Here is a 26,013-nt window from a genome sequence, read left to right as displayed (position 1 = left end):
TTTCATTTTCGCTTTCACCTTACGAAAATGATCGTTCGTTTTATAGAGTTTCGATTTATAAAATAGATAAAGAGCGTTATAATCCAAATAGTAGGTGATAAAGGTGAAAAGAGAAAAGAAATTTGCAAAAATGGCAGATGGTACTGACATCTATTATGAAAAAAGTGGACATGGATTTCCCCTCTTGCTACTTCATGGAAATGACGGGAGCGGTGATTTCTTTTCAGAACAAGTGCCCGTTTTAGAACAATACTTTACGATCTATCTCATCGATAGTCGTGGGCATGGACAATCGACAAATCAAGCAGGAACATTGAATTTTCGTTTGATGGCAGATGATTTATTGACAATCATGCTACTGGAACAAATCTCACAAGCGAATATCTTGGGATTTAGTGATGGAGCCAATCTTGCCTTAGTTTTTTCAAGTAATTATCCAGATAGGGTCAATCGCTTGATTTTAAATTCGGGTAATACACGGTTGAATGGTGTTCTCTGGTCCTCACGACTACTCAGTGCTTTTCACTATTTCTTTGTTTGGTTGCGCGCACTGTTCCAGCCACATTTACGTCAGCATTTATTGGTCATCGATTTATTGCTTCATGATATTGGTCTCACGACAGAACATTTAGAAAAAATCAATTGCCCAACACTGATCATCGTCGGTAAAAAAGATGTCATCAAACTGAAACATTCGCTTTATTTAGCGAAAACGATTCCTAATGCTTCATTTGTTCTTGTCACAGGACAAGGACACCAATTAGCCCGCCAAAACCCAGAACGCTTCAATCAAGAAGTTTTAGACTTCTTGACAAAATAAATTTGAAAATAGTAGGTGATTTTTTGTTCAAGCCAATCATTCAGTGGTTCAAAAGCCACTTGAGACTTATCAAAACGATTTTTTTGATTTCCGTATTAGTGATTATTATTCGTGAATTGATGACAATCAGTACTTTGTTATCTGCGGACCAATTAGCTCAAACATTTTCGACGATCCCACTTTGGAAAATTGGTGTCATGTTTTTGATTGGGTTGATTTCCATTCTACCCATGATCGGATATGATTTGATTTTCAACAAGTTACTAAATCAAAAACAAAAGCCATTGTATTTATTTGAAACAAGTTGGATGATCAATACCATTAATAACATTGCTGGATTTGGTGGCTTTGTCAGTATCGGTTTACGATCCGAACTCTACGGTCAAAAAAAAGATGGCAAACAAGTCATGCAAGCTTTATCTAAAGTATTTTTATTTTTGATGGCGGGTTTATCTCTGTATAGTTTATTATCGTTTTTTATGGTCTTCTTTACCCCCGTCGCTCCGTTTCTTAAACAGTATTGGATTTGGTTGATTGCCGGTGGTTTGTATTTCCCCATCGTTTTTATTTTTACCACGATCAAAAAAGAAGGCTATGTTGGTGGTCTTTCAATTAAATCCCAAGGTCAATTGTTACTCGTTTCCTTATTGGAATGGACGGGTGTCTTAGGAACCTTTCTTGCAGTCGGTTATTTGATGGAGATCCCCATCGATCTATGGCAGACAATCCCTCTATTTATCGCTGCTTCAGTTATCGGGATCATCTCGATGATCCCAGGAGAAATCGGTAGTTTTGATGTGATGATGATCTTTGGTTTATCAGCTCTAGGTATCCCCAAAGAAACCGTTGTGATCTGGATCTTGCTTTATCGGATCTTCTATTACTTTATTCCATTTTTCATTGGATTAGTTTTCTTCTTTAAAAATGTCGGTGTATCGATCGACCAACGATACTCTGGTATTCCAAAGCAATTAGCGACCCAGATTGCCCGGAAGATCCTGGTGATCTTAATGTATTTTTCTGGCATCATGTTGGTTCTTTCAGCAACGATCCCGCAAGCATTTACTGAGTTTCGTTGGTTGCATCATATCAATCCTATAAAGATGCATTTTATTATGCAATTTCCAAGCATATTGTTAGGCTTCTTGTTTGTTATTATGGGACGAGGCATCGCAGCCAGAGTCAAGCGTGTCTACTGGCCAACCATTTTTTTGATCCTTATTTCATTAATTTATGTTGGGCTGAATGATCTAAGCACTACTGGCATTATTTTCTTACTGTTGCTATTAGGTATCGTGATCGCTTCACGTAATGAATTGTTCAGAGATCAATTTATCTACTCTTGGGAATGGTTGACGATCGATGGGTTGATCATAGGTGCATTGACCGTTTTATATATCGTGATCGGTGTTTATAATATGCCCACTTTTCCACATCGTAATCATCGGTTTATTTCATTTTTTCTATTTCCATCAGAAAAAATTTGGTTGTCTGGTTTTCTAGCAATTTTAGCAGTAGCCTTTATCATGATTTTATTTGTCCACTATCTCCAAGGTAAAAAAACACAAGTTGGACAAGAGTTAGATGAAGCGGTCGCTACTACGATTTTAGAAACTTACGGCGGTAATTCAGATAGTCAACTGATATTTTTGAAAGATAAACGGATGTTTACCTATGAAAAAGACGGGGAAGCAACCGTCTTGTTACAATTTGCTAGTTATAACAATAAATGTGTAGTGATGGGCGATCCCTCAGGCAAAAAAGAAGATTTTCCAGAAGCGATCGAAGCGTTTATCGCAGAAACAGATCGCTTATGCTACTTGCCAGTCTTTTATGAAACGAGCGAAGAACTGGTTATGATCCTTCATGAATTTGGCTATGACTTTATCAAAATGGGAGAAGAAGGCCATGTTTCATTAGTCGACTTCACGACTTCTGGGAAAAAAATGAAAGGTACACGTGCAATATTAAACCGCATTGAACGAGAAGGATTCACGTTTGAGGTACTTCAGCCCCCATTTTCATCCCAACAAATGGCTGAGCTTAAAAAAATTTCTGATCGTTGGTTAGGTAGTCGCAAAGAAAAAGGCTTCTCATTAGGTTTCTTCTCAGAAGATTATTTGCAGCGAGCACCGATTGCAGTCGTCAAAAACGAACAGGATGAACTGGTCGCTTTTGCTTCGATCATGCCGACTTATACGAATGATAAGATCGGAACGATTGATTTGATGCGCTATGATCCAGAGACTGCCCCTTCTGGCAGCATGGACTATTTGTTCATCCACCTCTTTGAATATATGAAGGAGGAAAAGATCCAATGGTTCAATTTAGGTATGGCTCCCCTGTCTAATGTCGGGACTTCAAGGAAAAGTTTCATTCAAGAACGAATTGCTTATTTAGTCTATGAGTTTGGCTCTCATTTCTATTCTTTTCAAGGATTGAGAGAATATAAAGATAAATACGCCACCAACTGGAAATCTCGCTATACACTCTATTCAAGAGATAGCTGGATTGCTTACGTAATGATCACGTTATTGATCATCGATAATGCGCCCGTTGATCAACATTCTAAACCTTTGAATGGCTTAAAAAAATGGTTCCGTAAATAAAAAAAACGCCTGATTTTGCTGTTTCAGTCAAAATCAGGCGTACTTTGTTTATTCATAAACATTTTTTCTTCTGTTATAGGTCATCAATGATATATTCAGAATAACCTTCATAAAAATAACTCACATCGATTCCCTTCATATAAAGTTCACAATCGGAAATCTTATCAGTCAACGTGTTAGATATCAAATAGCTGATTTCTAAGTCATTGATCGGCCTTCGTTCCATTGCAGATAAATAATCAGACTTATCAATCAAATTCCAGTCAATCACTTTCTATATCTCTGATTTCAAAACAAAATCTAACCAAATTCTAGTACTTCTCCCGTTACCTTCACGAAAAGGATGCGCGATATTCATCTCTACATATTTTTTGATGATTTCATCAAAAGTAGACTGTGGTATTTGGTCAATATGTTTTAGAGAAAAGGCCAAACATATCACCAGCACAAAACGAAAATTTCCCTTTGCAATATTTACCGAGCGGATTTCGCCAGCAAAATCATAGATTTCAGAAAATAAATAGTCATGGATTTCGCATAACCCCTTAAATGTTCCAAATTCTAGTTCAACTATTCTTCCAGAATCATATAAATTCTTTGCTTTTTGCTTGCTTATTTTCTAAAATCATTAGATGCTCCCTTTTAACTTTTTATCATGATTTTTACAAACACAGATAAGTTTATGATAACAAATTTATGGTCATGCTAAAAATAAGAAAAATCTATGCAAATAAGCAGCTATGATACTAGTCGTCTTATGCCCACTAGAATTGCACAAACATTATTCGAAGATGTCCCCTTCAAAAAAATAAGCGAGAAACCCAAAAATTTTTCGAGTTTTCCCGCTTATTTATTGATGCTTGATACTTTTCGTTACAATCGTTGGACAAGATATTCGAGTAAACACCTTATCTTCAGTATTTTTATTTTTTTATAAAAATACTTACGCTTCGATCTCTGTTACCATTCCTGAGCCAACAGTTCGACCACCTTCACGAATGGAGAAAGTCGTTCCTTGTTCGATCGCCACTGGATGGATCAACTCTACTTCGATCGTTACGTTGTCTCCAGGCATAACCATTTCTGTTCCTTCCGGCAACACAATCGTCCCTGTTACATCTGTTGTGCGGAAATAAAATTGTGGACGATAATTATTGAAAAACGGTGTATGACGTCCACCTTCTTCTTTTGTCAATACATAGACTTCCGCTTTGAATTTTGTATGTGGTGTGATTGAACCAGGTTTCGCAATTACTTGTCCACGTTCTATATCTTCTCTTTGGATACCCCGTAATAAGATTCCTACGTTATCTCCTGCTTCACCATAATCTAACGTTTTACGGAACATCTCTACCCCTGTCACAACCGCTTTTTTCGTTTCAGGTTTGATTCCGATGATCTCGATTTCATCACCGACACGAACAGCTCCACGGTCGATCCGACCAGATGCTACGGTTCCGCGACCAGTGATTGAGAAAACATCTTCAACTGGTAAAAGCAATGGTTTGTCGGTATCACGTTCTGGTGTTGGGATATAGTCATCCACTGTTTCCATCAATTCATTGATCGCAGCTTCTGCTTCAGGGTCACCTTGCAATGCTTTCAATGCAGAGCCTTTAATGACAGGTGTGTCATCTCCTGGGAAACCATATTCACTCAATAATTCACGAACTTCCATTTCTACAAGATCGATTAATTCTTCATCATCGACCAAATCAACTTTATTCAAAAATACAATCAAATATTTTACGCCAACTTGACGTGACAAAAGGATATGCTCGCGAGTTTGAGGCATTGGTCCGTCTGTCGCAGAAACAACTAAGATCGCACCATCCATTTGAGCAGCACCTGTGATCATGTTCTTCACATAATCCGCATGTCCTGGTGCATCGATATGCGCATAGTGACGTTTATCCGTTTCATATTCTACGTGTGCTGTGTTGATAGTGATCCCACGTTCACGTTCTTCTGGAGCTGCATCAATGCTTGCATAATCTTGAGGATTTGCTAAGCCTTTTTTCCCTAATACTGTCGTGATTGCAGCAGTCAATGTGGTCTTCCCATGATCGACGTGGCCAATGGTACCGATGTTTACATGTGGTTTACTTCTATCAAAATGTGCTTTTGCCATAATTAACAAACCTCCTAAATAGTCTTATGCACTGAATGATTTCAGCTCATAGTTCATAGCTGGTTGTTTCAAAGCGAACGCAAAAAAACCAACCAAACTTACTTTTTGTAAGTTATGAACAAAATCTATTATACGTCAAAGATGGTCAAAGTCAATCAAAGTGTTTCGATAAACTATTTCACTAAAAAAAGCGAGTGGACCATTAGACCTCGGGCATATTCCAAAACCAAATATATAGCGGGAACAGAAGTAACATCTGTTATCTCGCTAATTTTATTATTATCAGCGTTTGTTTTCCTTTAGTAACGGTCATACTCTCAAAATTGTAAAGTATCAATTTCCATATCGAACTCTAATTGTTTTGCTGCATTCAACTGATCACTGTAGTAACTTGCAAATTCTTCTGCAGAAGATTGTGTTAAATTATTAAATGAAAAAGTCACATATCTCTCATGATTTTCCTTACATATCGAATTGATTCTAAGTCCAGTTTTCTCATCCATAAACAAATAAGCTTTCCCAGGTATAAAAGTATGATTAACTAATTTTTGGGAACGAAGTCTAAATCCGTTATAACTCATTTGATACATCTCAAATGATTGGGATAGATAACTTAGTTTTCTCTTTGTTACAATGCTCAATGCTTCACTATCGCTTTCAATTTTTCGATTTTTACCAACTAAAATCGCATAGAATAACCCATAAAGGTTATAAAATGACCATAGAAGTGTCACAATATAGCCTGTTTCATACCCTTCACCTAGATAAAGCCGGTACAATGCAACAATAGAGGCGAAAGCGATCCAACCAAATAATAACATGTGGGGAAAAACTGTTCGCCAATCAAAAGACTGACTGTCAACAAGTTCCTTTTTTGTCACTTTGAATTTTTTTTCTGAATGAAAGAACTCTTTAATCAATGCTCTAGTATGAATCGGCGCGACGAAACAATCATAGATATGAGAAGTAGTAAGATTCCTAATTTTAGGAACGTACAACCGAAACGAAAGAGAAATCATGACAAACGGTGGTAAAAAGAATAATAATAACTGATTGTTGTTGCTTCGAACAATAAATATATCAAAGACCATAAAAAGAGTAGGTGCTAATAAAAAAATGATTTTTTGAAATGAAGTAAACCAGTACAAATAAGAATTATAGTAACACAATTTTTGCATACGAGATAACCCTTTAAATTTACGTGGTTTAAAATGGTCAAATATTTGTTTTGTTCCTTGCGCCCAGCGTGTCCTTTGAGAGGACAACTCTCGAGCTGTATATGGCGTAATTCCCATAGCATAAGCTTTATTTATGAAAATCGTTTCATAACCAGCATTTTGCAATAACATCCCTGTTGCCATATCTTCAGTGATGCTTTTTGTTGGAACGCCACCTATCTCCTCTAAAGCACTGCGTCGAATGATAGCGTTGGTCCCGATATGGATCAATGCATTTTCACGTGAAAGGGCTGGTTCTAAAAAGCGCATAAATAATTCCTGCTCATTGTAAAATGATTTTCTCAATAATTGAAAAGGATCTTTATTATAAAAAGTTTGAGGATATTGAATTAACGCAACTTTTGGATTTCTAAAATAATCGATAGCCTCATAAATGATATTTTTTTTAACGATGAAATCAGCATCTAAAAGCAAAATCAAGTCGCTACTTGTTTTTGAAAGTGCATAGTTGATATTTCCTGCCTTTGCATTCTCATTCCCTTCTCTTGTCAGATAACCAATATGGTATTTTTCTGCAAGTTCTTTCAATTCCTCACGATGACCATCATCACAAATATATATTTTCTTATTTGGATAACGTAACGCTTTAACAGCTAAAGCAGTCGCAATCACTAATTTATTATCTTCGTTATACGTACAAATAAACGCTGCTATACTTGGTTGAAATGGCTCTTGATCGTAATGAACTATCATAGACTCTTTCGATAACTTATTAGAAAATAAGTAAATAAAAAAACCATACACAAATAAACCAATAAATTCCGCCACATATAAAATAAGACCGAAACTTAATGATATCACTTCATCATTTGGTATCGTGTAGAAAAGTCGCCAGATCAAGTATACAATTAAGAATGCTAACGTTAATTTTGAAAATAATGATTTTATCTTATTGTTTCTTTTTGCTAAAGCATAAAACCCAAAAATTATGCCAAACAAACCAACTAAATAATACAGTTCCATTTTTATACCACCTTTCATAATATTATGATCTATTATATAATGTGCTTTTTTTTAATCAAAGCAACTAGCTTTCCTAAAATTCGATTATCGTAAAATGAACTTTTAAAAAAACTCTCTCAGAAAAATTAAGTATTTTATACAAAAAACACTAAATATGCCATAATTATATATAAATACGATAAATTTTGGACTTTCGATAGACGAATAACAGATTTTGTTGAATAATAGTATCCGAGGTGATAAAAATGATAAAAAAATTGATAGCATTATTGATTGTATTGGGAATTTTCCTAGGGGGAAGCTTTATCGCTTATGGTTATTTTTATGGCGGTGAAACTTATTATACGAAAATCACCACTAATGGAGAAAAAAAAGTCGAATCAGCTGATGATGGCATGAACATTTCAATTTATGTATATGATCAAAATGCATATAACACACAGGGCGAAGAAAAAGCCATCACCTTACGAGAAGCACGAGACCGTCCTTTGAAGATGGATGCCTATTTGAAACTACTAGTGAATCCACGTAAAGGCGTGATCAGTTGGGAAGAAGTGAAAGCACCTGACGTTCCTAAAAAAGCTTTAGAACAATTAGATCAATGATCGACAACTCTATACTCAAAACAAATAAATGGTGGTCTAGAAATAGCTCACTTACATTAAAGACATCCTCTACGAAGTTCTGAAGATTTTCGTGGAGGATGTCTTATTTCTAGGAGCTAGACACTTCTGTCCTAACTTCTACTAGCTAAGTTTATAAACGATTCAATACTTCATCAACATTTTTGATCATAACAGAGATCGTACCATCAGGATTATTAACAAATTCAATCAGATCCGGGTTACGATAAACGTCTACTGGTACAATCAATTCAATACCATTTGATAAACGGAATTTTTGTTTTCCAAATTTTTTCTCTGAGATTTCTTGTACTTCTCTCACTGGTGGTGCTTCTGGAATAAAGCCTTGTTCTTTGACTTCTTCTTGGAATGCTAACTTGGCAGTGATATTTTCTTTGAATACTTTCTCCGCGATCATTTCATGATCTAGCCGACCTTTTTCTTCGATCGTATCATACACAGCTTCTTTTAAGTCCGCCATGATATCGAACTCTTCTGTTTCAAACTTTTTGCCTAGCTGTTTCGCCACTTTTTTTATCACTTTGACATTGTCTTCTAAAGAGGGTGCCGGGACACTCTCGATCACCTTACCCGAAAAGTACCATTCTTTTTTACCAGAGAACTCATAGCGTTTTTCAATCAACTCATACGTCAGATCTGTCAGATTGACTGCTAATGCTTCATCTGCTTTTTGAGATTTTGAGCCAAGGATTGCTCGGTTCAAAATCAAACGGTTGTCAATACCAGCTTCATCTGCTTCCACATAGTGAGTATAAGCATCACGATAATTCACTTTCAATAAAGCTAAATACATCACAGTGTCTACTTCATACAAGACAACGAAAACATCTGCACTAGGTGCTTCCTCACTTTCTGCATAGATGTCAAACCACCGTTGGACTAAACGCTCACTTTCTTCGACAAAATTTTCTTGACACTGTTTCAAGTTTTGAGAAAATAGGCTTTCTTCAGTGAGTTGCCCTGTTTTGGTTTGCGCAGAAGAGATTTTTTGGATTTTCTTTTGTAGAAATTCCCTGACAAAATCTTTCGTAAGATCCAGTTCCTGTTGTGAAAATACAGGAGATCCTGTTTCTCGATCAATAATATGCAAAATTGCTTTTTTTAAATAGATATCCATCGTTTCATTCCTTTCTGCTCTAGTTTACGGAAAACCAAACAAAAATACCAGCGACAAAATGGAACGAACAAAAAAATATTTTATAACAAACAAAATACATTTCTTTTTTTAGAAAATAAGCTACACTTAAAGTGTACTAAAATCAAAGGAGCTGAAAGTATGAATTCACTAACATCTACTTACCGTTTATCAAATGGCTATGAAATCCCTGTTGTCGGTTTCGGTACTTGGCAAACCCCTGACGGAAACGTTGCTGTTTCCTCAGTTAAAGAAGCATTAGCTGCTGGTTATCGTCATATTGATACCGCTCAAGGGTACAAAAACGAAGAAAGTGTCGGACAAGCAATCAAAGAAAGTGGTGTTCCAAGAGAAGAGATTTTTTTAACGACTAAACTTTGGAACGAAAACCATAGCTATGACCTAGCAATGTCCTCTTTCGAAGAGTCCTTAAAAAAATTACAAACAGACTATGTGGATCTTTTCTTGATCCATTGGCCAAATCCAGTTTCTTTCCGTGAAAATTGGCAAGAAGCGAATGCCGAAACATGGCGTGCTTTTGAAGAGTTATACGAAGCTGGAAAGATCAAAGCAATCGGTGTCAGCAACTTCTTACCGCATCACTTAGATGAACTTGCAAAAACAGCAAAAATCATGCCAATGGTCAATCAAGTATTTCTTGCTCCTGGCGAATTGCAACCACCTGTAGTTGAGTACGCGAAAAAACATGAGATGGTCCTTGAAGCATATAGCCCTCTTGGCACTGGTAAAATCTTCGACGTCACAGAAATGCAAGAGATTGCCGAAACACATAACAAGAGCGTTGCCCAAGTAGCCCTACGTTGGTCATTACAACATGGTTTCTTACCATTACCAAAATCTGTCACACCAAGCAGAATCAAGGAGAACACTGAATTATTTGATTTTGAGCTATCAGAAGAAGAAATGAAGACGATCGACCAATTAGATGGTGTCGTTGGCAAAGCAAAAGATCCAGATACTACACAATTTTAAAGGTAAGGGATAGTGATATGCTATGAACCCCGTGGACCGCTTAAATCATTTATCTGAAAAAGTGACGCAGACATTTGATTCAGATTTCATCTTTTTGATCCGCCCAGAAAAAATCCAGCATTTTCCTGCTCGAAATTGGACAAGGGATGAAAAAATTGCGGAAATAAAAAAACGCTTGGATCATTCATTGATGACAATGCAATGGCAAGGACATGAGGTCATCTATTCACCAGAACTAGTTACCTTTGCCTTATTGCCAAAAAAATAACTAGATTAGGGAGCATTAGCCAATGGCCTTTTGCTCCCCTTTTTGAGCGATTGGAACAGAAGTATTTAGCCTCGAGAAATAAGGCGATATCTACGAAAATTGTTCGTCAAATTTTTGTGGATGTTGCCTTATTTCCCGGAAATTTACTGCTGTTCCCACCGTTTATTCAGTTTTGACATATGTGAGAGATCAATTATCTTACTCAATTTTTGTTTTTCCATCGAAGTAATAAAAGTTTTTTCTTGATAAACCTTTTCATTTGCTCGTTTTTTTCTTATAATCGAAAGGGTATGAATGAAGGAGAGTATTTATGAAGAAAAAACAAAAACAAAAATTATTAAAACAATTCCGTCCTTCTTTAGATGGAATTCGCACGCAATTATTCCGTTCATTGGAAGAAGAAAGTTTACGCCGTTATGGTCTACCATTGCAAGTCATGCTTGATCCTAAAAACCGTCAAGTCTTAATCATTGGCTTAGCAGGACAAGCAAATGAAGATACACGCATCAATGTACCAATCGACGATAACTTTACTGCTGTCTTGAAACGTATTCGTTCTGGTGAAGCAACGATTTTTGAACGTTTCCGTGACAACCTATTGATTGAGATCGTTTCTTACTGGAATGATCAACGCATGAAAAAAGATCAACCAACGGCTCAACCTGTGGCGACACCAGTCACTAATGACGCGTCCGTAAAAGAAACACCAACAAAAGAAGTTGAAAAAGTTGAGACAACTTCTCAATCAGTCAGTGAAGAAGCAACAACTGCCAAGAAAACAAGTGATGAAAAAGCATCAACCGATTCTTTGACTTTCGATGATTTTGCAAAACAAGTAGCAGAATATCCGAAATTCACTGCTGAAAAAACAGCAGATGCTGTAGTGATCAATGAAACAGTCAAAGATGACACACGAAAATTAGCAGAGATCTCTTTGTCTGCTGTCAATGAATTTACGATCGAAAAAGCTTTAGAACGTAAATACAAAGTGAAATTGACATTAGTGCCATTGATCGAACAATTTGCCGCTACACCGATTAACGAAAGATAAACGCAAGCAAATAGATTGCATGATGATTTTTACCTAAAAAAGCAGCTGAAATGACGATCATCGTTCATTTCAACTGCTTTTTTATCATTTATAAATGTAAAATAGAGAATATCGATTGTTCCTATTGTTGCGCTGCGTTCTTCCCTGTTGTTTCTAATTGCTCTTGCACTAACTGCATCACTCTCATCCGTTCCTCATCTGGTATCTTCTCATAGTAGATCCCTGCTTCTCCCAAGATGCCATCACCAATATATTGTTCACCTTTCAACTGATGGTTTGTGATATTGGATAATGCCGAATGGTATTCATTCATCATTCCGAGCATTTCATCTAAGGACATATCCGTTGTCCCATTTTCACCGACTACCTCTAAAAGCTGGCGATAATTGAATAAACTTTTCACAGATAAGAACTCGTTGACTAAAATATTGACGACTTCCCTTTGCCTTTTCTGTCGCCCATAGTCATCTTCAGGATCTTCTGCTCGCATGCGGGCATACTGTAATCCTTCCCAACCATTTAATTCTAGCGTTCCTTCTGGATAATGGATGTCTTCTGCTGTAAACTCAAACGCATTATTTACAGTGATTCCTCCCACAGCATCGATCAACGCTTCTAATCCATCCATATTCAATGACACATAGTGATGAATCGGTATATCAAGATATTGTTCAACCGTATCCACCATCATGTCGATACCACCGTAAGAATGGGCATGATTGATTTTATCAACCAGTCCATCCATATTGGCAATTTCTACGAAAGAATCTCGAGGGATACTCGTGATCGTCGTTGTTTTCTTTTGATTATTCAATGTAACCAACATGATCGTATTTGCACGATAGTCCGTTTTTCTAATTGAATTATTGGCGATACCTAAAACTAAAATACTGACTGGCGTATCTTTTTCCCGCTGAACGGTTTCTCTTTGTAACGGTTGTTGCATCGAAGTCACGGTCTGCCTGGCATCGTAGTAAAAGCGAACCCCATACGCAACTGCAGAACCTACTAACAGGAAAAGAAATGCCATAATAGACAATAAAACTTTTTGTTTTCTAGTGAATATTCGTTTTTGTTGGTGCTTTTTTCTTACTGCTTTTTCAGTGATAAAAGAGAAAAACAGACTATAGCATAAGAAAACAACTGAAAAACTCAGTAAAAAACCTGCTAGGATATCGCTAGGATAATGTACTCTCAAATAAATTCTAGAACTAGCAATCAATAATGGATAAAGTGCCCCCACCCATACTAGTTTATTTACCCTTTTCTCATGATAAATAATGTACATGGTGATCAAAAATACTAGGAATAGTGTCATAGACAAAATTGAATGACCACTTGGAAAAGAGTAAGAAGATCTAGGGATCAATTGCTCCACATCAGGTCGTGTCCGCTGGATAGCTTGTTTCATCACATAGCCAATCAAACTAACTGTCAAAACCATTAAGACTTGCCAAATGGCTAATTTATGGTACTGTTTCCGCCAACTAAAAATTGCAAGCAATCCTGTGAAAAATAAAGTAGGAATAATCGTTGCTAGCTTTGCAAAATAACTAAAAAATGTTGTTAATACTGGGAATTCGATTAATCGCTCCTGTTGATAAATGGCTAAATCGAGTTGGTTGAATAAGGTGTTTTCTGTCATAACTAGTGTGGTTAAAGTCGTCAATAAGACAAATGATACGAATGCTACCACCAATGTTCCTTTTGGCATCTGTTTCATAATAACTTCCCTTCTACTTCTCATTCATACTTTTTAAATCCTAAAATAATGCCTAAACCACAGCCAATAACCAAGAGGGAAGTTCCTCCTTGACTTAAAAATGGTAAAGGAATCCCTGTTAATGGGAGTAGACCGATCGCAGCTCCAATATTTTCAAACACTTGGAATAACAAACCAAATACGAAGACAATCGCAAAATACACATTTCCTTTATTATTTGTTTCGATTGCACTATAAATGATTTGGTAAAAAAGATAAAAATATAAAAAGAGCACAGAAACACTTCCTAAAAAGCCAAATGTTTCAGCAATCACTGTAAAGACCATATCTGATTCACGAACGGGCACATAGATAGGATTGATTGATTCAGCCCTGCCACTAAACCCACCTGCCCCGATAGAAAGTAAACTTTGTGATTGTTGATAACCAATCGATTGGCTATATGCAAATGGATCAACCCATGCGCGTACTCGATCTAACTGATAAGTCTTAAAATTCAGACGATATAAAATCTGGTGTCCGTATTCAGTAAAAACTAAAGCAATCAAAATGGCCCCGAGAATAACTAAAATCGAGGTTATTGCCGTCATGATCTTCCAATGTACCCCAGCGATCATGAATAATGCCCCCAAGCATATGACAAAAACCAAACTTGTTCCAAAATCTTTTTGCATGTACATCAATAAAAAGGTCGGTAAACTAACCAGTAATATCTTTCCTACATAAAATAAATCAGTTTTAACGGTTCGTTGCTTCACCTTTTGCTCATAAATCAAGGTCAAATAAACCACCACTAAGATAAAGGTGAGTTTCACTAATTCAGAAGGTTGAAATGAAAAGCTGCCAATTCTAAGCCAACGTTTGGTGCCTGTGAGTTGAAACATCACCGGATCATAAAACTGATACAACAGACCCATCACAAAAAGTGAAAAACCATAAAGATAAGGAGAATATCTCAACAATACGACTGTTTTAACTCGTTGTGTTAGAAACAACAGTCCGACCGACATCAAGCAAAACACGATTTGTCGAAGCACGACTCCTCGGACTGGAACTTGGTCATAAACCGCTGCCCCATATTGCACACCGACACTTAATAAATATAAAAGAAAGATTGGTAAAAATAATGCATAGTTGAATTCATTTATTTTAAATTTCATTTTGCTTACCTCGTGAGGACAATTTCAGGCAAACGCCCAAAAGCATGGATAAAATCAAATAACTTGATCCTCCATAACTAATAAAAGGAAGCGGAATACCTGTCATTGGGATCATGCCACTGATACTTGCAATATTGATACTTGTCTGTAGCAATAACAGCATCCCTGTTCCCAAATAAATCAACCCGATTTGCTGATTTGGCTCATTCGCACTCAAGACAAATAAGCGCAAAATAATCGAAAATACCATTGCTAGAATTAGTAAGCCCACGATCAGCCCTAACTCTTCTAAAATAATCGAAAAAATAAAATCAGTCTCGGCTACTGGTAAATAGCCCTTTTTGGTAATACTATTTCCCAGCCCTAATCCAAAAAGCCCACCGTTGTACATTGCATAATAAGATTGGCTCATCTGAAATCCTTTTCCATAAGGATCTAAAAAAGGATTAAAAGCAATGCTCAAGCGATCATAAGTATGAGCAAAAATACTTGGTAATAGGTCATTTTGCCCTAGTAAATAAATGATGCCGCCAAGGAACAAAAAGAGACTGAACAGTCCTGCAAAAAACAATAAAATATAGCGAACTGGTAATTGAACAGTCGTGATCATGATTGCAGCTAAGATGATCAATAAGATCGCACCAGCTACTTTTGGTTGGAATAAAATCAGTAGAGAACATAAAGCGATGATAAAAAAGGGTTTTTTTAATTCATTCAATGATTGCTTGGGTTTTCTAAAATAATAAGCTAAATAAAAAATCATACCGACATTGACAATTTCAGCAGGTTGAAATTGAAAACCTGCAATTGAGATCCATCTTTGCGCGCCACTGATATTGACACCAATCCCAGGTACCTTTGTCAAGATCAGCCCCACGATACCGATTCCCATCATTATTTTTACGATTCGATGATTGAGTATAAATGCAGGTTTCACTCGGTAAATGAAAAAAATCATTGCCCAACTAAGTGCTACAAATACCATTTGTCGAACTAAAAGTTGATTTGTACTTTGATTGAATGACATCAAACGGAACGTACTCGCACTATAGATCATCAATAATCCTATTACACTGATCAACAGATATGGTACGAGCAAATACAAATCTATTTTTCTTATGTCTTTTACACCCATCCTATATTTCTCCTTTGTGTTACAGCGGAGATACGTCACTTACCCATCTTGAATAAAAAAAGCCAAACGAAAAAAACGATTGGCTTTTCAGTCTCATCGTGTGAGTTTTGACACTAAACAACGTAAAGATTTCTCTTAGCTATCTTATGAAGAGCCTTAATCCGACAATTCCTGTTTTACACATTGGCGTCTTTCGACGTTTCTGCGCAATAGCCTATGTTTGTTTAGGAGTCTCGCCTAACAAGTTATTCTATTTGAGGAAAAGTATACCTGTTAGATTATTTATTCACAAGAGAACCTCAAATAAGCTTAAAAAACTTTAGCTTTTTTTAATGTTATATAAATTATTTTTAAAATTTAATAATATACGTTCTATATTTTTTAGATCAGAGTATGTAAAAAAACGTAACAGAAAACCTTTAATCGACAAGGTCTGTTACGTTTTTTTACATATTATACAACCTCACAAAAAATGAAAATAGCATAAAAAGACGTGATGGCCTCTTATGAAAAAAATAAATTTTAGATTATAGATCCTTCATACTTAGCATAGGCATTTTTTTATGTGTTTCGAGAGAAATGTTATAATAGTGAAAATTATTTGTCATTTTCACTCAGCTACTATGACCATTTCGCAAATTATTCCTAGTTTTTGCTTGCCTGGATAGCTTCTAAGGCAGCTAGTGCGCTTTGTTGGTTGATCGTTCCTGATTCCCTAAGCTTTGCGGCAACTCCCTCGATTTCGTCCCCTTTGGCACCAACTGTGATTGCCAATGCTCTCGCTTGTAAGGACATATGTCCTTTTTGGATACCGTCACTAACAAGTGCACGCAGTGCCGCCAAGTTTTGTGCTAAACCAACAGCTGCAATCACTTGTGCCAATTCTTGTGCAGAATCAATTGCCAACATATCTAAAGAAGCTTTCGCTTTCGGTAAGACTCGGGAAGCGCCCCCTACTATCGCAACAGCTAAAGGAACCGTCAATTTCCCTACCAAATGATCTTCCTTGATTTGCCAGTCAGTCAACCCTTGGTAACTACCATTTCGAGCAGCATAAGCATGGATAGCCGCTGCGGCTGCACGTGTATCATTTCCTGTGGCTAAGATGATCGCTTCGATACCATTCATGATTCCTTTATTGTGGGTCGTTGCCCGATAAGGATCCAACTTTGCATATTCACTCGCTTGACGAATCTTTTCAGCAACCTGCTGACCTGTTTCTTTGTCCTTTGCCAATCGCTCAAAAGGAATCATACAAGTCGCGATCGCTAAAGATTCCGTCGCCAGATTACTCAAGATACTGAACAAGATTTCCTCTTCAGGGAACCATTCTTTGATACGAACCGCAACTCCCTCCAAAATCGAGTTGATGATATTCGCACCCATCGCATCTTTGACATCCACTAAAAAATCAAGTGAAAGATAGGCGTGCTCGCTCCCCATAAATTCTCGAGTAGAAATTTCTCGGACACCTCCACCACGCTTGACGATCGAAGGATAGCTTTCGTTTGCACAAGTGACCAATTCTGGTTTTCTTTCTTCAATGACTTCTTTGACTTTTCGATAATCACAACGACCAGTCAAGACGATTTGCCCACGCATCAATCGTTGCGGTATCTGAACGCTGATATCGCCACATATTTTTGCGCCATTGCTAGCTGCAGCAATTACAGAAGGTTCTTCCGTTGCCATAGGAATCCATTTTTTTTGACCGTTCACTTGAAAATTCAATGCGACACCTAATGGGATCTCTACTTGGCTGATTTGATTTTCAATCAAATGGTTGGCGATATCTTCTGTTAAAACAGATTCTTTAAAACCTGTTGCTTCTGCTTGAGAAATCACTTTTTCTTGAACTAATCGCTGTCTACGTTGTTCTGGCGTTAGTTCATAAAACTTTTTTTTTTCGTTATCACCAGTTTCTTGCAAATTAGCTTCCAAAAGAACAGCTAATCCAAGACCGCCACCAATACATAATGAAGCTACTCCGTATCGTTGATGCTGCCTTCTTAACGCATAGCCTAAAGTAGTCAAGATACGAGCGCCACTAGCACCAATTGGATGGCCTAACGCAATCGCACCACCATAAATATTGACTTTCTCTGACGAGAGGTTCAATTCACGATTCACAACGATCGATGACGCAGCAAACGCTTCGTTGATTTCAAATAGATCGATGTCGTCCAAGGAAAGCTCTGTTTTCTCCATCAAGGTATTGATTGCTTTGATTGGAGCTACCCCCATGATACTTGGATCGATACCAACTTCAGAGACTCCTTTGATCGTAGCTAAATACGGTAAGTCGTGAGCAATGGCATAGTCTTTAGACGCTAAGATCAGTACAGAGCCGCCATCGTTCAAAGGTGAAGCATTTCCAGCAGTAACTGTGCCGTCCTCCGCAAAAACCGTCCGTAAGGTGCTTAATTTTTCTAATGTACTATTTCCTCGCACCGCTTCATCCGTTGCAAATACTTCTTCATTACGTGAAATTGGAATGATTTCTTCCTTGAAGATCCCTGACTCGCTGGCTTTAGCTGCTTTTAATTGTGAAGCCAGTGCATATTGATCTTGCTCTGCTCTCGTCACAGAAAATTGTTTTGCCACATTTTCTGCTGTCAGTCCCATATGAGTATTGGAAAATGCATCGGTTAATCCATCATTGACCATACTTGAGATTTCTTCGATTTTCTCGTTTTCTGGATCGCTCACTTGGATCATCGGCGCTCTAGTCATGCTTTCCACACCACCGGCTATGATCAGATCCGCTTCACCTAGTTGGATCTGTTGACGCGCAAGGATCACTGATTTCATCCCAGATCCACAAACTTCATTGATTGTCATTGCCGGAACACTTACGGGGATTCCGCTATTGATCGCAATCTGTCGTGCAACATTTTGCCCATTCCCTGCTTGAAGCACATTTCCAAAAATGACTTGATTGATTGCTTCTTTATTTATCCCTGTTCGTTCAAGGATTTCTGTTGTAATGAATGTTCCCAACTCAACAGCAGAATAACTGCTTAAGCTACCACGATACTTTCCAATCGGTGTTCGTGCAGCATCTATAATAACGACTTCCTTCAAGTTAAGCCACCCGTTGCCAAAGTCTATAAATTTACTCATCCACGTATGATAAAAAACGCGACGGATTTATAGGTGTTACAATCTTTTGCGCAAACGGATTCCCTCCTTATTTCTCTTATATTTGCGAAAAATGTCACGCTGTAACCGACGAGACATTCTCCAAAACGTTTGTCTATATCAAATGGATAGAACAATGTGAATGGTTTCGTAAAAATTAAAATACACTTCTTATTAAATTGTATAAAAGACGGACAGTTGATCATCTTCTAACTGTCAAGTATCTCCTACAAAAATATACCATTCTTTACCGGAAATACAAATATAACATACACCTTTTAAAAAAAGCGTTATATTTTTTTACAAATCCTTAAAAATTAGCTTTTTTGTATTTCTTTTAGCGATTTTGTGATACTTTAATAAAGTAAGTTTTTTATCATGAGTAAAGAGGTGTTGAAATGAAAATAGGGATTGATCGTCTTTCCTTTTTTATTCCTAATTTATTTTTAGATATGACTGAATTAGCAAACAGACGTGGAGATGATCCTGCCAAATACCATATTGGGATCGGTCAAGATCAGATGGCTGTCAATCAAGTTTATGAAGACATCGTCACGCTAGGAGCAAATGCAGCGAGTAAAATCATCACAGAAGAAGATCGTGAGAAAATCGATATGGTCATTGTGGGTACCGAATCAGGCATCGACCAATCAAAGGCAAGTGCTGTGATCATCCATCATTTGTTAAAAGTTCAACCTTTTGCTCGTTCATTCGAAGTAAAAGAAGCTTGTTATGGGGGAACAGCAGCTTTGCACATGGCAAAAGAATATGTCAAAAATCATCCAGATCGTAAAGTCTTAGTGATTGCGAGCGATATCGCCCGCTACGGTCTAGCAAGCGGTGGTGAAGTGACTCAAGGTGTAGGTGCGGTCGCTATGATGATCACACAAAACCCTCGGATTCTTTCTCTTGAAGACCACAGTGTCTTTTTAACAGAAGATATTTATGACTTTTGGCGTCCAAATTATAGCCAATATCCTGTAGTAGATGGTCCTTTGTCCAACTCTACTTATATTGAGTCTTTCCAAAAAGTCTGGAATAGATATAAAGAAACAACAGGTCGAACACTTGCAGATTATGACGCACTTACCTTCCATATTCCTTATACAAAAATGGGGAAAAAAGCGTTACAAAGTGTGATTGAAGAAACAGATGAGGCAACGCAAAATCGTTTGATGGCTCGTTATGAAGAAGGCATCACCTATAGTCGACGAATAGGAAATCTATACACTGGTTCACTTTATTTGGGATTGATTTCTTTATTAGAAAATTCTCAAGTATTGAAATCGGGTGCCCGTATCGGATTATTCAGCTATGGTTCTGGTGCTGTGAGTGAATTTTTCACTGGATATTTAGAAGAAGGCTATCAAAACTTCTTATTCAAAGAAGACAATCAAGCGATGTTAGATAACCGTGAAGCATTGACGGTTGATCAATATGAAAAGATCTTCAATGAAACATTACCGGGAAATGGTGAAACAGCTGAATATCATTCAGATCTACCTTACTCGATCTATAAAGTTGAAAATGATATTCGTTTTTACAAAGAAAAATAATGAATGCAAAAAACTGACCTCGATCGTTGACTAATAGATAGTCAATAATCGATAGGTCAGTTTATTTGTACTCTGAATTGTCTCACTTTTTTTAAATAATTCTTGGAGAGCTGACTGGAAACGTGGATCATCTTGCATTTCTTCATAATAAGCCTGCAAAAATGAAGCCGTGACTTCTTCCCATGAATCATAAGTGAATTCAGTTATCTTATAAGAAAGGTGTTTCTTTGATAAATACGTCTCAAACCGATCCATAATAGTTGGCGAGGTGTGAGGGTCAGATTCCTCGATCCCTAAATGCCTTTCAAGGGGGACAAAGACATTATCTTCTGAGGAGACTACTCTTAGGATCAAACAAGCTCTCGTCGCTTTCCCACGCAGTTTTTCCAATTGTTCACAAGAAACCAAGGCGGGATTTGCTGCCGAAAAAACAACTTCATAGGTCTTCTCTTCTTGTAAAAAATTAGTAAAATCTTGTAAAATGAATTGGCAGTTATTTAGCCCCAGTACTTGTGCTTCATGTTCAGCATACACAAGCATTTCTTCTGAAAAATCAATCAACTCATATTGTTCTGTTTCTTTTGCTAACGGCAGATAACGTCCTGCACCACCGGCAACATCTGCGAATGAGACAGCTGGTAATAGATCCTCGCTTTTAAGATAAGCAACGACATCCTCTATGATCGTCGTACTTGATTCTTTTTGTGATTCGTAATAGTCTTTCGCAAAGGTATTCCATTCTTCTTTGTCCATTTGGATATTTCTCCTTTCATTTTCACTTTTCGGAATAAATATTTTTATTAGAGAAACGATGAGCTTTTTTCTTAGTATAAATCAAAATCCACGAAAATCGAAGAAACGATTCTCGTGGATTTTTTTTTGATTCGAAAGGCTTAAAACTATCTCATTTCATCGTTATTCGTAAGTGATAGATGAACTATTGTGTCTTTGATGATTATTTGTTGCCTTGTACACGTACCAAAATCATTTTAGTGATTTCCATCAACACAACCGTTACAAGCGCGATTCCGATACATGTGAAGACTTCAGTCAACCCAAATGCTGCTGGGATCGAGAAGACTTCTTTTAGTCCTGGGATCATCGCAATACAGTAAAGCGCACTACATACAGCAACTGCTAATAGGACACTGCGGTTTGAGAAGAAACCAGCTTGGATCGCTGTTTGTGTATTTGAACGGGCTGGGAATGTTTGCAATGTACGACACCAGATCAACGTTGTGAAGGACATCGCTACACCAAATTCAGGTGAATGTTGCATTCCTAACCATTGAGCAAAAATAACTGCAATACCGATCAATACGCCACGATACGTCACAGAGATCAATGTTTTGTCCGTAAAGATACCTGAATTAGGATCTCTTGGTGGACGTTTCATTGTCGCTGGCTCTGCTTTTTCAGTTCCTAACGCGATTGCTGGTAATGAGTCGTTGACTAAGTTGATGAACAATAATTGTAAGGCTGTAAATGGATTTGACCAATCTGCAACTAAAGCAAAGATGATTGCGATGATCGCACCTAAATTTCCTGAGAACAAGTAAGAGATAGCCTTTTTGATATTATCAAAGACATTACGTCCTACTTCCACTGCACTAACGATCGATGCAAAATTATCATCTGTCAGAACCATTGCTGCAGCATCTTTGGCTACGTCAGTACCTGTACCCATTGCAATACCAATATCTGCTTGTTTCAAGGCAGGAGCATCATTTACCCCGTCACCAGTCATCGCAGAGATATGACCTTTTGTTTGCCAAGCACGCACGATACGGATTTTATTTTCTGGAGATACACGCGCATAAACCGTTACTTTTTCCAATACTTCATTCAATTGATCTTCTGATAGCTCATCTAATTCTGTACCAGTCAAGGCTTGATCACCTTCAGCAAAAATACCGATTTCTTTTGCAATAGCAACCGCAGTTGTTTTGTGGTCACCAGTGATCATGATTGTTTTGATCCCAGCACTTTTTGCTTCTTTGACCGCTTGAGTTACTTCATCTCTAGGCGGATCGATCATTGCCATGATCCCAACTAAGATTAAATCATCTTCATCATCAAATGATAATTCTAGGCTATTGATTGGTCGATAAGCAAAGGCTAATACACGCAATGCGCGTTTTGAGAATGCTTCGTTTTGTTCTTGGAATTTTTTTCTTAACTCATCTGTCATTGGCACGACTTCACCATTTACCAATGCTTTTGTACTGCGGCCAAACACGATATCTGGTCCACCTTTGACAAATAAGAATTGTTGATTGTCGATTTCATGTGCTGTTGACATCAATTTTCGATCCGAGTCAAATGGTAATTCTGCTTGTCTTGGATACATTTGGCGGATCTCGCGATAAGGTTGGTTCATTTTTTCACTGAAGTCAACAAAAGCGACTTCTGTTGGATCACCTAGTTTTGAACCATCTTCACTAATCGACGCATCATTTGCCAAGACACTGATCTCAATTAAACGACGCTCGTCCACAGACCAGTTTTTTGGATCATTTGAAAAATCACCAGTTGCCCCATTAGCTAAATAATAGTCAACAACCGTCATTTTATTTTGTGTCAATGTACCAGTTTTATCCGTACAAATGATACTCGTTGAGCCTAATGTTTCGACAGCTGGTAGTTTACGGATGATGGCATGTCGTTTGGCCATTTTATTGGTTCCAAGTGACAAGACGATCGTTACGATCGACTGCAATGCTTCAGGGATCGCTGCTACGGCAACCGCAACTGCAAACATGATGGCACTAACGATATCTGCCGTCATATCTCCTGTTCCGCCACCCATATAGATACGGAATAACTGGATACCTAAAATCACCAATGATAAGCCTAAAATGGCTAAACTTAACTTCTTACTGAATTTATCTAATCCACGTTGTAATGGTGTCACTTGTTCCGTTGTTGATTCTAATAAACCAGCAACTTCACCGATTTCTGTATTGTTTCCTGTAGCAGTTACTAAGAATTTCCCACGACCGTAAGTAATGATCGTACCACTAAAGACCATGTTCAAGCGATCACCGATCGGCACAGTCTGAGTAATTTCTACTACTTCTTTTTCTGCTGATGTCGACTCACCTGTCAACATTCCTTCGTCTACTTTTAATGAACCAGCTTCTAACAAACGTCCATCTGCCGGTACATAGTCACCTGCATCAAGTAAAACAATATCCCCAACCACTAATTTATTCGCCGGAATCGTCATTTCTTTTCCGTCACGAATCACTTTTGCATCTGGAGCAGAAAGGTTTTTCAATGCTTCAAGTGAACCTTCTGCTTTTTTCGTTTGGATCACACTGATCACTGAGTTCAACATCAACACGGCAAAGATAACGAAAAATTCGATATAGTCACCCATCACCATTTGAATCAATGCAACAACTAATAACACAATTACCATAGCGTCTTTAAAAGTTTCGAGGAACAGTTTCCAAGTTGGCTTCTTCGGTGCTTCCTTCAGTTGGTTCAAGCCGTCTCTTTCTAATTTTTCCTTTGCTTGCGTACTACTCAACCCATCAGGTGAGCTTTGCGTTTGTTGCATCAACGTGTCGATTGATTCTTTGTAGACCGTTGATTGTGCGTGTTCCTTGTTTTCCAAATTTCATCCCCCATTTTAGTTATTGTTTCCGCTATCGCCTGAAAAAAAAGAGACCTAAGACAAATACGGATTTGTCTTAGGTCTCACCATTTCATACAATACCAGAAAACCATTTGGTTAACTTACTGTTGATATTATCACAACAAATGTTGTCGGTTACTCCCCTAAGGAGATATTCAACTGTACATTTATCCTACATGATTTATTTTTAAATTGCAACAACTTTCGCTTATCCTCTTGATATTTTCAAAAAATTTCCACCTTTGTTTTCTTGTGAATATGCTTCTCTCCTTTCTCATGCTATACTAGTGTTATTATATAAAGGAGGATTCACTCGTGGTAGGAAGCATTATTACTTTTTTATACGTATTGAACGCACTTATTGCTCTTGTAACTATCTTGATCAAACCTCGTGACGTCGCAGCAATCTGGGCATGGTTACTTGTTTTATTTGCTTTACCTGGTTTTGGTTTTATTCTCTACCTTTTCTTTGGCCGCGGCTTGACCGACAAGAAAAAATTCTATCTGCGTCAGAGTGATTTAACAGAACTGGAAAATTTCCAAGATTTCAAGGGGGATACCTTGGAACATTATGATCCCATCATCCAAAATGAAGATCATCAGCATTTCGTTGATTTCTTTTCATCCTTGAATCAAATGCCACTCACACGAAAAAATGCCGTCACTTTACTGACAGACGGTCAAGAAAAATTAACAGCCGTCCTGAAAGATATCGAAGCAGCTGAGCATTCGATCCATATCGAATATTATGCCTTCGTTACTGACAACATCGGCCAACAAATCTTGAAAGTTTTGGAAAAAAAAGCAGCGGAAGGTGTCGAAGTCCGTTTACTCTATGATGCCTTTGGCTCCCATGGCACCAAAACAAAAGATTTTAAAAAATTAGTCGAAAATGGTGGTCATGTCCACACGTTTATCACTTCACAGCGGGCACTTCTACGCTTTCGTCTGAATTATCATGACCATCGGAAAATCATTGTTGTTGATGGCAAGATCGGATACACAGGTGGTTTCAACATCGCCAATCAATATGTCAACCACACCAAAAAATTTGGCTATTGGCGAGATACGCATATTCGTATTTGTGGAGCCGCTGCCTCTTTATTACAGCTTCGCTTTTTGATGGATTGGAATGTCTCTGTTCCAGATCAAAAAAAAGTCGGCTATCATTTAGATTATTTCTTTAAAGCAGAGAAAGAAGATCAGGATCAACTATACCAAACATCGATTCAACTTGTGTCTAGCGGACCGAACAATGAACGGGAACAGATAAAGTTATCCTTTATCAAGCTGATCAGTTCGGCAAAAAAACGTGTATGGATCCAAACACCTTATTTAGTGCCTGATGAAAGTGTGATTGCTGCGTTAAAAATCGCTGCCGCTTCTGGCGTAGAGGTGAAAATCATGATCCCTAACAAACCAGATCATCCTTTCATCTACCGAGCAACTCAGTACTACGCTCGCCAATTGATCAAAGAAAATGTACAGATCTTAGTTTATGAAAATGGTTTTTTACATGCGAAAACATTGATCATGGACGACGAAATCTGCATAGTCGGATCAGCGAACCAAGATATTCGTAGTTATCGTTTGAATTTTGAAAGTAGTGCAATCATTTATGATCCAGCCTTCTTGCAACAACTAGCCGACCAATTTATACTTGATGAACAAGCAAGCAATCCGATGACTACTGAAACAGTCAAAGAAATGTCAAATTGGTTGTTGTTCAAACAACAAATCTCCAGACTATTCTCACCGATTTTGTAACCCTAGATCGTTAGAAGAACAATAAATGATAAGCTG

The 26,013-nt window shown here is 37.6% G+C and carries 17 protein-coding genes, 1 pseudogene and 1 riboswitch; of the genes and pseudogenes, 8 read left to right on the top strand and 10 right to left on the bottom strand.

The window, feature by feature from the left end:
* Positions 1-103 precede the first annotated feature (103 nt).
* Positions 104-820, top strand: coding sequence for an alpha/beta fold hydrolase (locus CYK55_RS05220; RefSeq protein WP_034688044.1), 717 nt, complete (start codon positions 104-106; stop codon positions 818-820).
* A 23-nt stretch (positions 821-843) separates the two neighbouring features.
* Entirely contained in the window at positions 844-3,429 is a 2,586-nt protein-coding gene (mprF, locus tag CYK55_RS05215) for a bifunctional lysylphosphatidylglycerol flippase/synthetase MprF (RefSeq protein ID WP_034688046.1), read from the top strand.
* A gap of 73 nt (positions 3,430-3,502) precedes the next feature.
* Here the strand turns inward: mprF and fic are convergent.
* The 3 genes and pseudogenes from fic to CYK55_RS05200 all read right to left on the bottom strand — a co-directional run bounded on the left by fic (position 3,503) and on the right by CYK55_RS05200 (position 7,761).
* Positions 3,503-4,045, bottom strand: a pseudogene (gene fic, locus CYK55_RS05210) (protein adenylyltransferase Fic).
* A gap of 327 nt (positions 4,046-4,372) precedes the next feature.
* A complete protein-coding gene (gene tuf, locus CYK55_RS05205; RefSeq protein ID WP_034688048.1) occupies positions 4,373-5,560 on the bottom strand; it encodes an elongation factor Tu in 1,188 nt (395 codons plus the stop codon).
* A 317-nt stretch (positions 5,561-5,877) separates the two neighbouring features.
* Positions 5,878-7,761: a glycosyltransferase family 2 protein gene (locus CYK55_RS05200; protein ID WP_126134425.1), complete on the bottom strand. Its 1,884-nt coding sequence runs from the start codon at positions 7,759-7,761 to the stop codon at positions 5,878-5,880.
* Positions 7,762-8,009: 248 nt separating this feature from the next.
* On the opposite strand from CYK55_RS05200, the gene CYK55_RS05195 reads away from it, so the two are divergent.
* Positions 8,010-8,366 carry a YxeA family protein gene (locus CYK55_RS05195; protein ID WP_200868957.1) on the top strand — a complete coding sequence of 119 codons (357 nt, stop codon included), beginning with the start codon at positions 8,010-8,012 and terminating at the stop codon, positions 8,364-8,366.
* 151 nt (positions 8,367-8,517) lie between these two features.
* Here the strand turns inward: CYK55_RS05195 and CYK55_RS05190 are convergent, their stop codons facing one another.
* The gene (locus CYK55_RS05190; RefSeq protein WP_034688053.1) at positions 8,518-9,522 is read right to left on the bottom strand and encodes a nucleoid-associated protein; all 1,005 of its coding nucleotides are present in this window, start codon (positions 9,520-9,522) and stop codon (positions 8,518-8,520) included.
* Positions 9,523-9,681: 159 nt separating this feature from the next.
* Here CYK55_RS05190 and CYK55_RS05185 point away from each other — a divergent pair, with 159 nt between their 5' ends.
* The 3 genes from CYK55_RS05185 (at position 9,682) to CYK55_RS05175 (ending at position 11,852) form a co-directional block, all read left to right on the top strand.
* The gene (locus CYK55_RS05185; protein WP_034688055.1) at positions 9,682-10,533 is read left to right on the top strand and encodes an aldo/keto reductase; all 852 of its coding nucleotides are present in this window, start codon (positions 9,682-9,684) and stop codon (positions 10,531-10,533) included.
* A gap of 22 nt (positions 10,534-10,555) precedes the next feature.
* Positions 10,556-10,801: a hypothetical protein gene (locus CYK55_RS05180; RefSeq protein WP_034688057.1), complete on the top strand. Its 246-nt coding sequence runs from the start codon at positions 10,556-10,558 to the stop codon at positions 10,799-10,801.
* A gap of 310 nt (positions 10,802-11,111) precedes the next feature.
* On the top strand, positions 11,112-11,852 hold the full coding sequence (locus CYK55_RS05175; protein ID WP_034688058.1) for a hypothetical protein: 741 nt from the start codon (positions 11,112-11,114) through the stop codon (positions 11,850-11,852).
* A 121-nt stretch (positions 11,853-11,973) separates the two neighbouring features.
* Here CYK55_RS05175 and CYK55_RS05170 read toward each other — a convergent pair whose 3' ends face one another.
* The 4 genes from CYK55_RS05170 to CYK55_RS05155 all read right to left on the bottom strand — a co-directional run bounded on the left by CYK55_RS05170 (position 11,974) and on the right by CYK55_RS05155 (position 18,954).
* Positions 11,974-13,575 (bottom strand): phosphatase PAP2/LCP family protein, encoded by a 1,602-nt coding sequence (locus tag CYK55_RS05170; protein WP_034688060.1) that lies wholly within the window; start codon positions 13,573-13,575, stop codon positions 11,974-11,976.
* Between the two features lie 20 nt (positions 13,576-13,595).
* Entirely contained in the window at positions 13,596-14,735 is a 1,140-nt protein-coding gene (locus CYK55_RS05165; RefSeq protein WP_034688062.1) for an FtsW/RodA/SpoVE family cell cycle protein, read from the bottom strand.
* Positions 14,725-15,870: an FtsW/RodA/SpoVE family cell cycle protein gene (locus CYK55_RS05160; RefSeq protein WP_034688064.1), complete on the bottom strand. Its 1,146-nt coding sequence runs from the start codon at positions 15,868-15,870 to the stop codon at positions 14,725-14,727. Before CYK55_RS05160 ends, CYK55_RS05165 begins: the two co-directional genes overlap by 11 nt.
* Positions 15,871-15,954: 84 nt before the next feature.
* Positions 15,955-16,122: riboswitch (M-box (ykoK) riboswitch) on the bottom strand.
* Positions 16,123-16,515: 393 nt separating this feature from the next.
* Entirely contained in the window at positions 16,516-18,954 is a 2,439-nt protein-coding gene (locus tag CYK55_RS05155) for a hydroxymethylglutaryl-CoA reductase, degradative (RefSeq protein ID WP_126134021.1), read from the bottom strand.
* Between the two features lie 455 nt (positions 18,955-19,409).
* Here CYK55_RS05155 and CYK55_RS05150 point away from each other — a divergent pair, with 455 nt between their 5' ends.
* Positions 19,410-20,567, top strand: coding sequence for a hydroxymethylglutaryl-CoA synthase (locus CYK55_RS05150; protein ID WP_034690124.1), 1,158 nt, complete (start codon positions 19,410-19,412; stop codon positions 20,565-20,567).
* 30 nt (positions 20,568-20,597) lie between these two features.
* Here CYK55_RS05150 and CYK55_RS05145 read toward each other — a convergent pair whose 3' ends face one another.
* Positions 20,598-21,320 (bottom strand): class I SAM-dependent methyltransferase, encoded by a 723-nt coding sequence (locus CYK55_RS05145; protein WP_034690126.1) that lies wholly within the window; start codon positions 21,318-21,320, stop codon positions 20,598-20,600.
* A 202-nt stretch (positions 21,321-21,522) separates the two neighbouring features.
* Positions 21,523-24,189, bottom strand: coding sequence for a cation-translocating P-type ATPase (locus CYK55_RS05140; RefSeq protein ID WP_034690128.1), 2,667 nt, complete (start codon positions 24,187-24,189; stop codon positions 21,523-21,525).
* Between the two features lie 336 nt (positions 24,190-24,525).
* Here CYK55_RS05140 and cls point away from each other — a divergent pair, with 336 nt between their 5' ends.
* A complete protein-coding gene (cls, locus tag CYK55_RS05135; RefSeq protein ID WP_034690130.1) occupies positions 24,526-25,977 on the top strand; it encodes a cardiolipin synthase in 1,452 nt (483 codons plus the stop codon).
* Positions 25,978-26,013 lie beyond the last annotated feature (36 nt).

The organism is Enterococcus mundtii (assembly GCF_003957375.1).
GTDB lineage: Bacteria > Bacillota > Bacilli > Lactobacillales > Enterococcaceae > Enterococcus_B > Enterococcus_B spodopteracolus.
The sequence above is the reverse complement of the archived record's forward strand: the minus strand, read 5'-3'. Positions and strand labels throughout refer to the sequence as shown.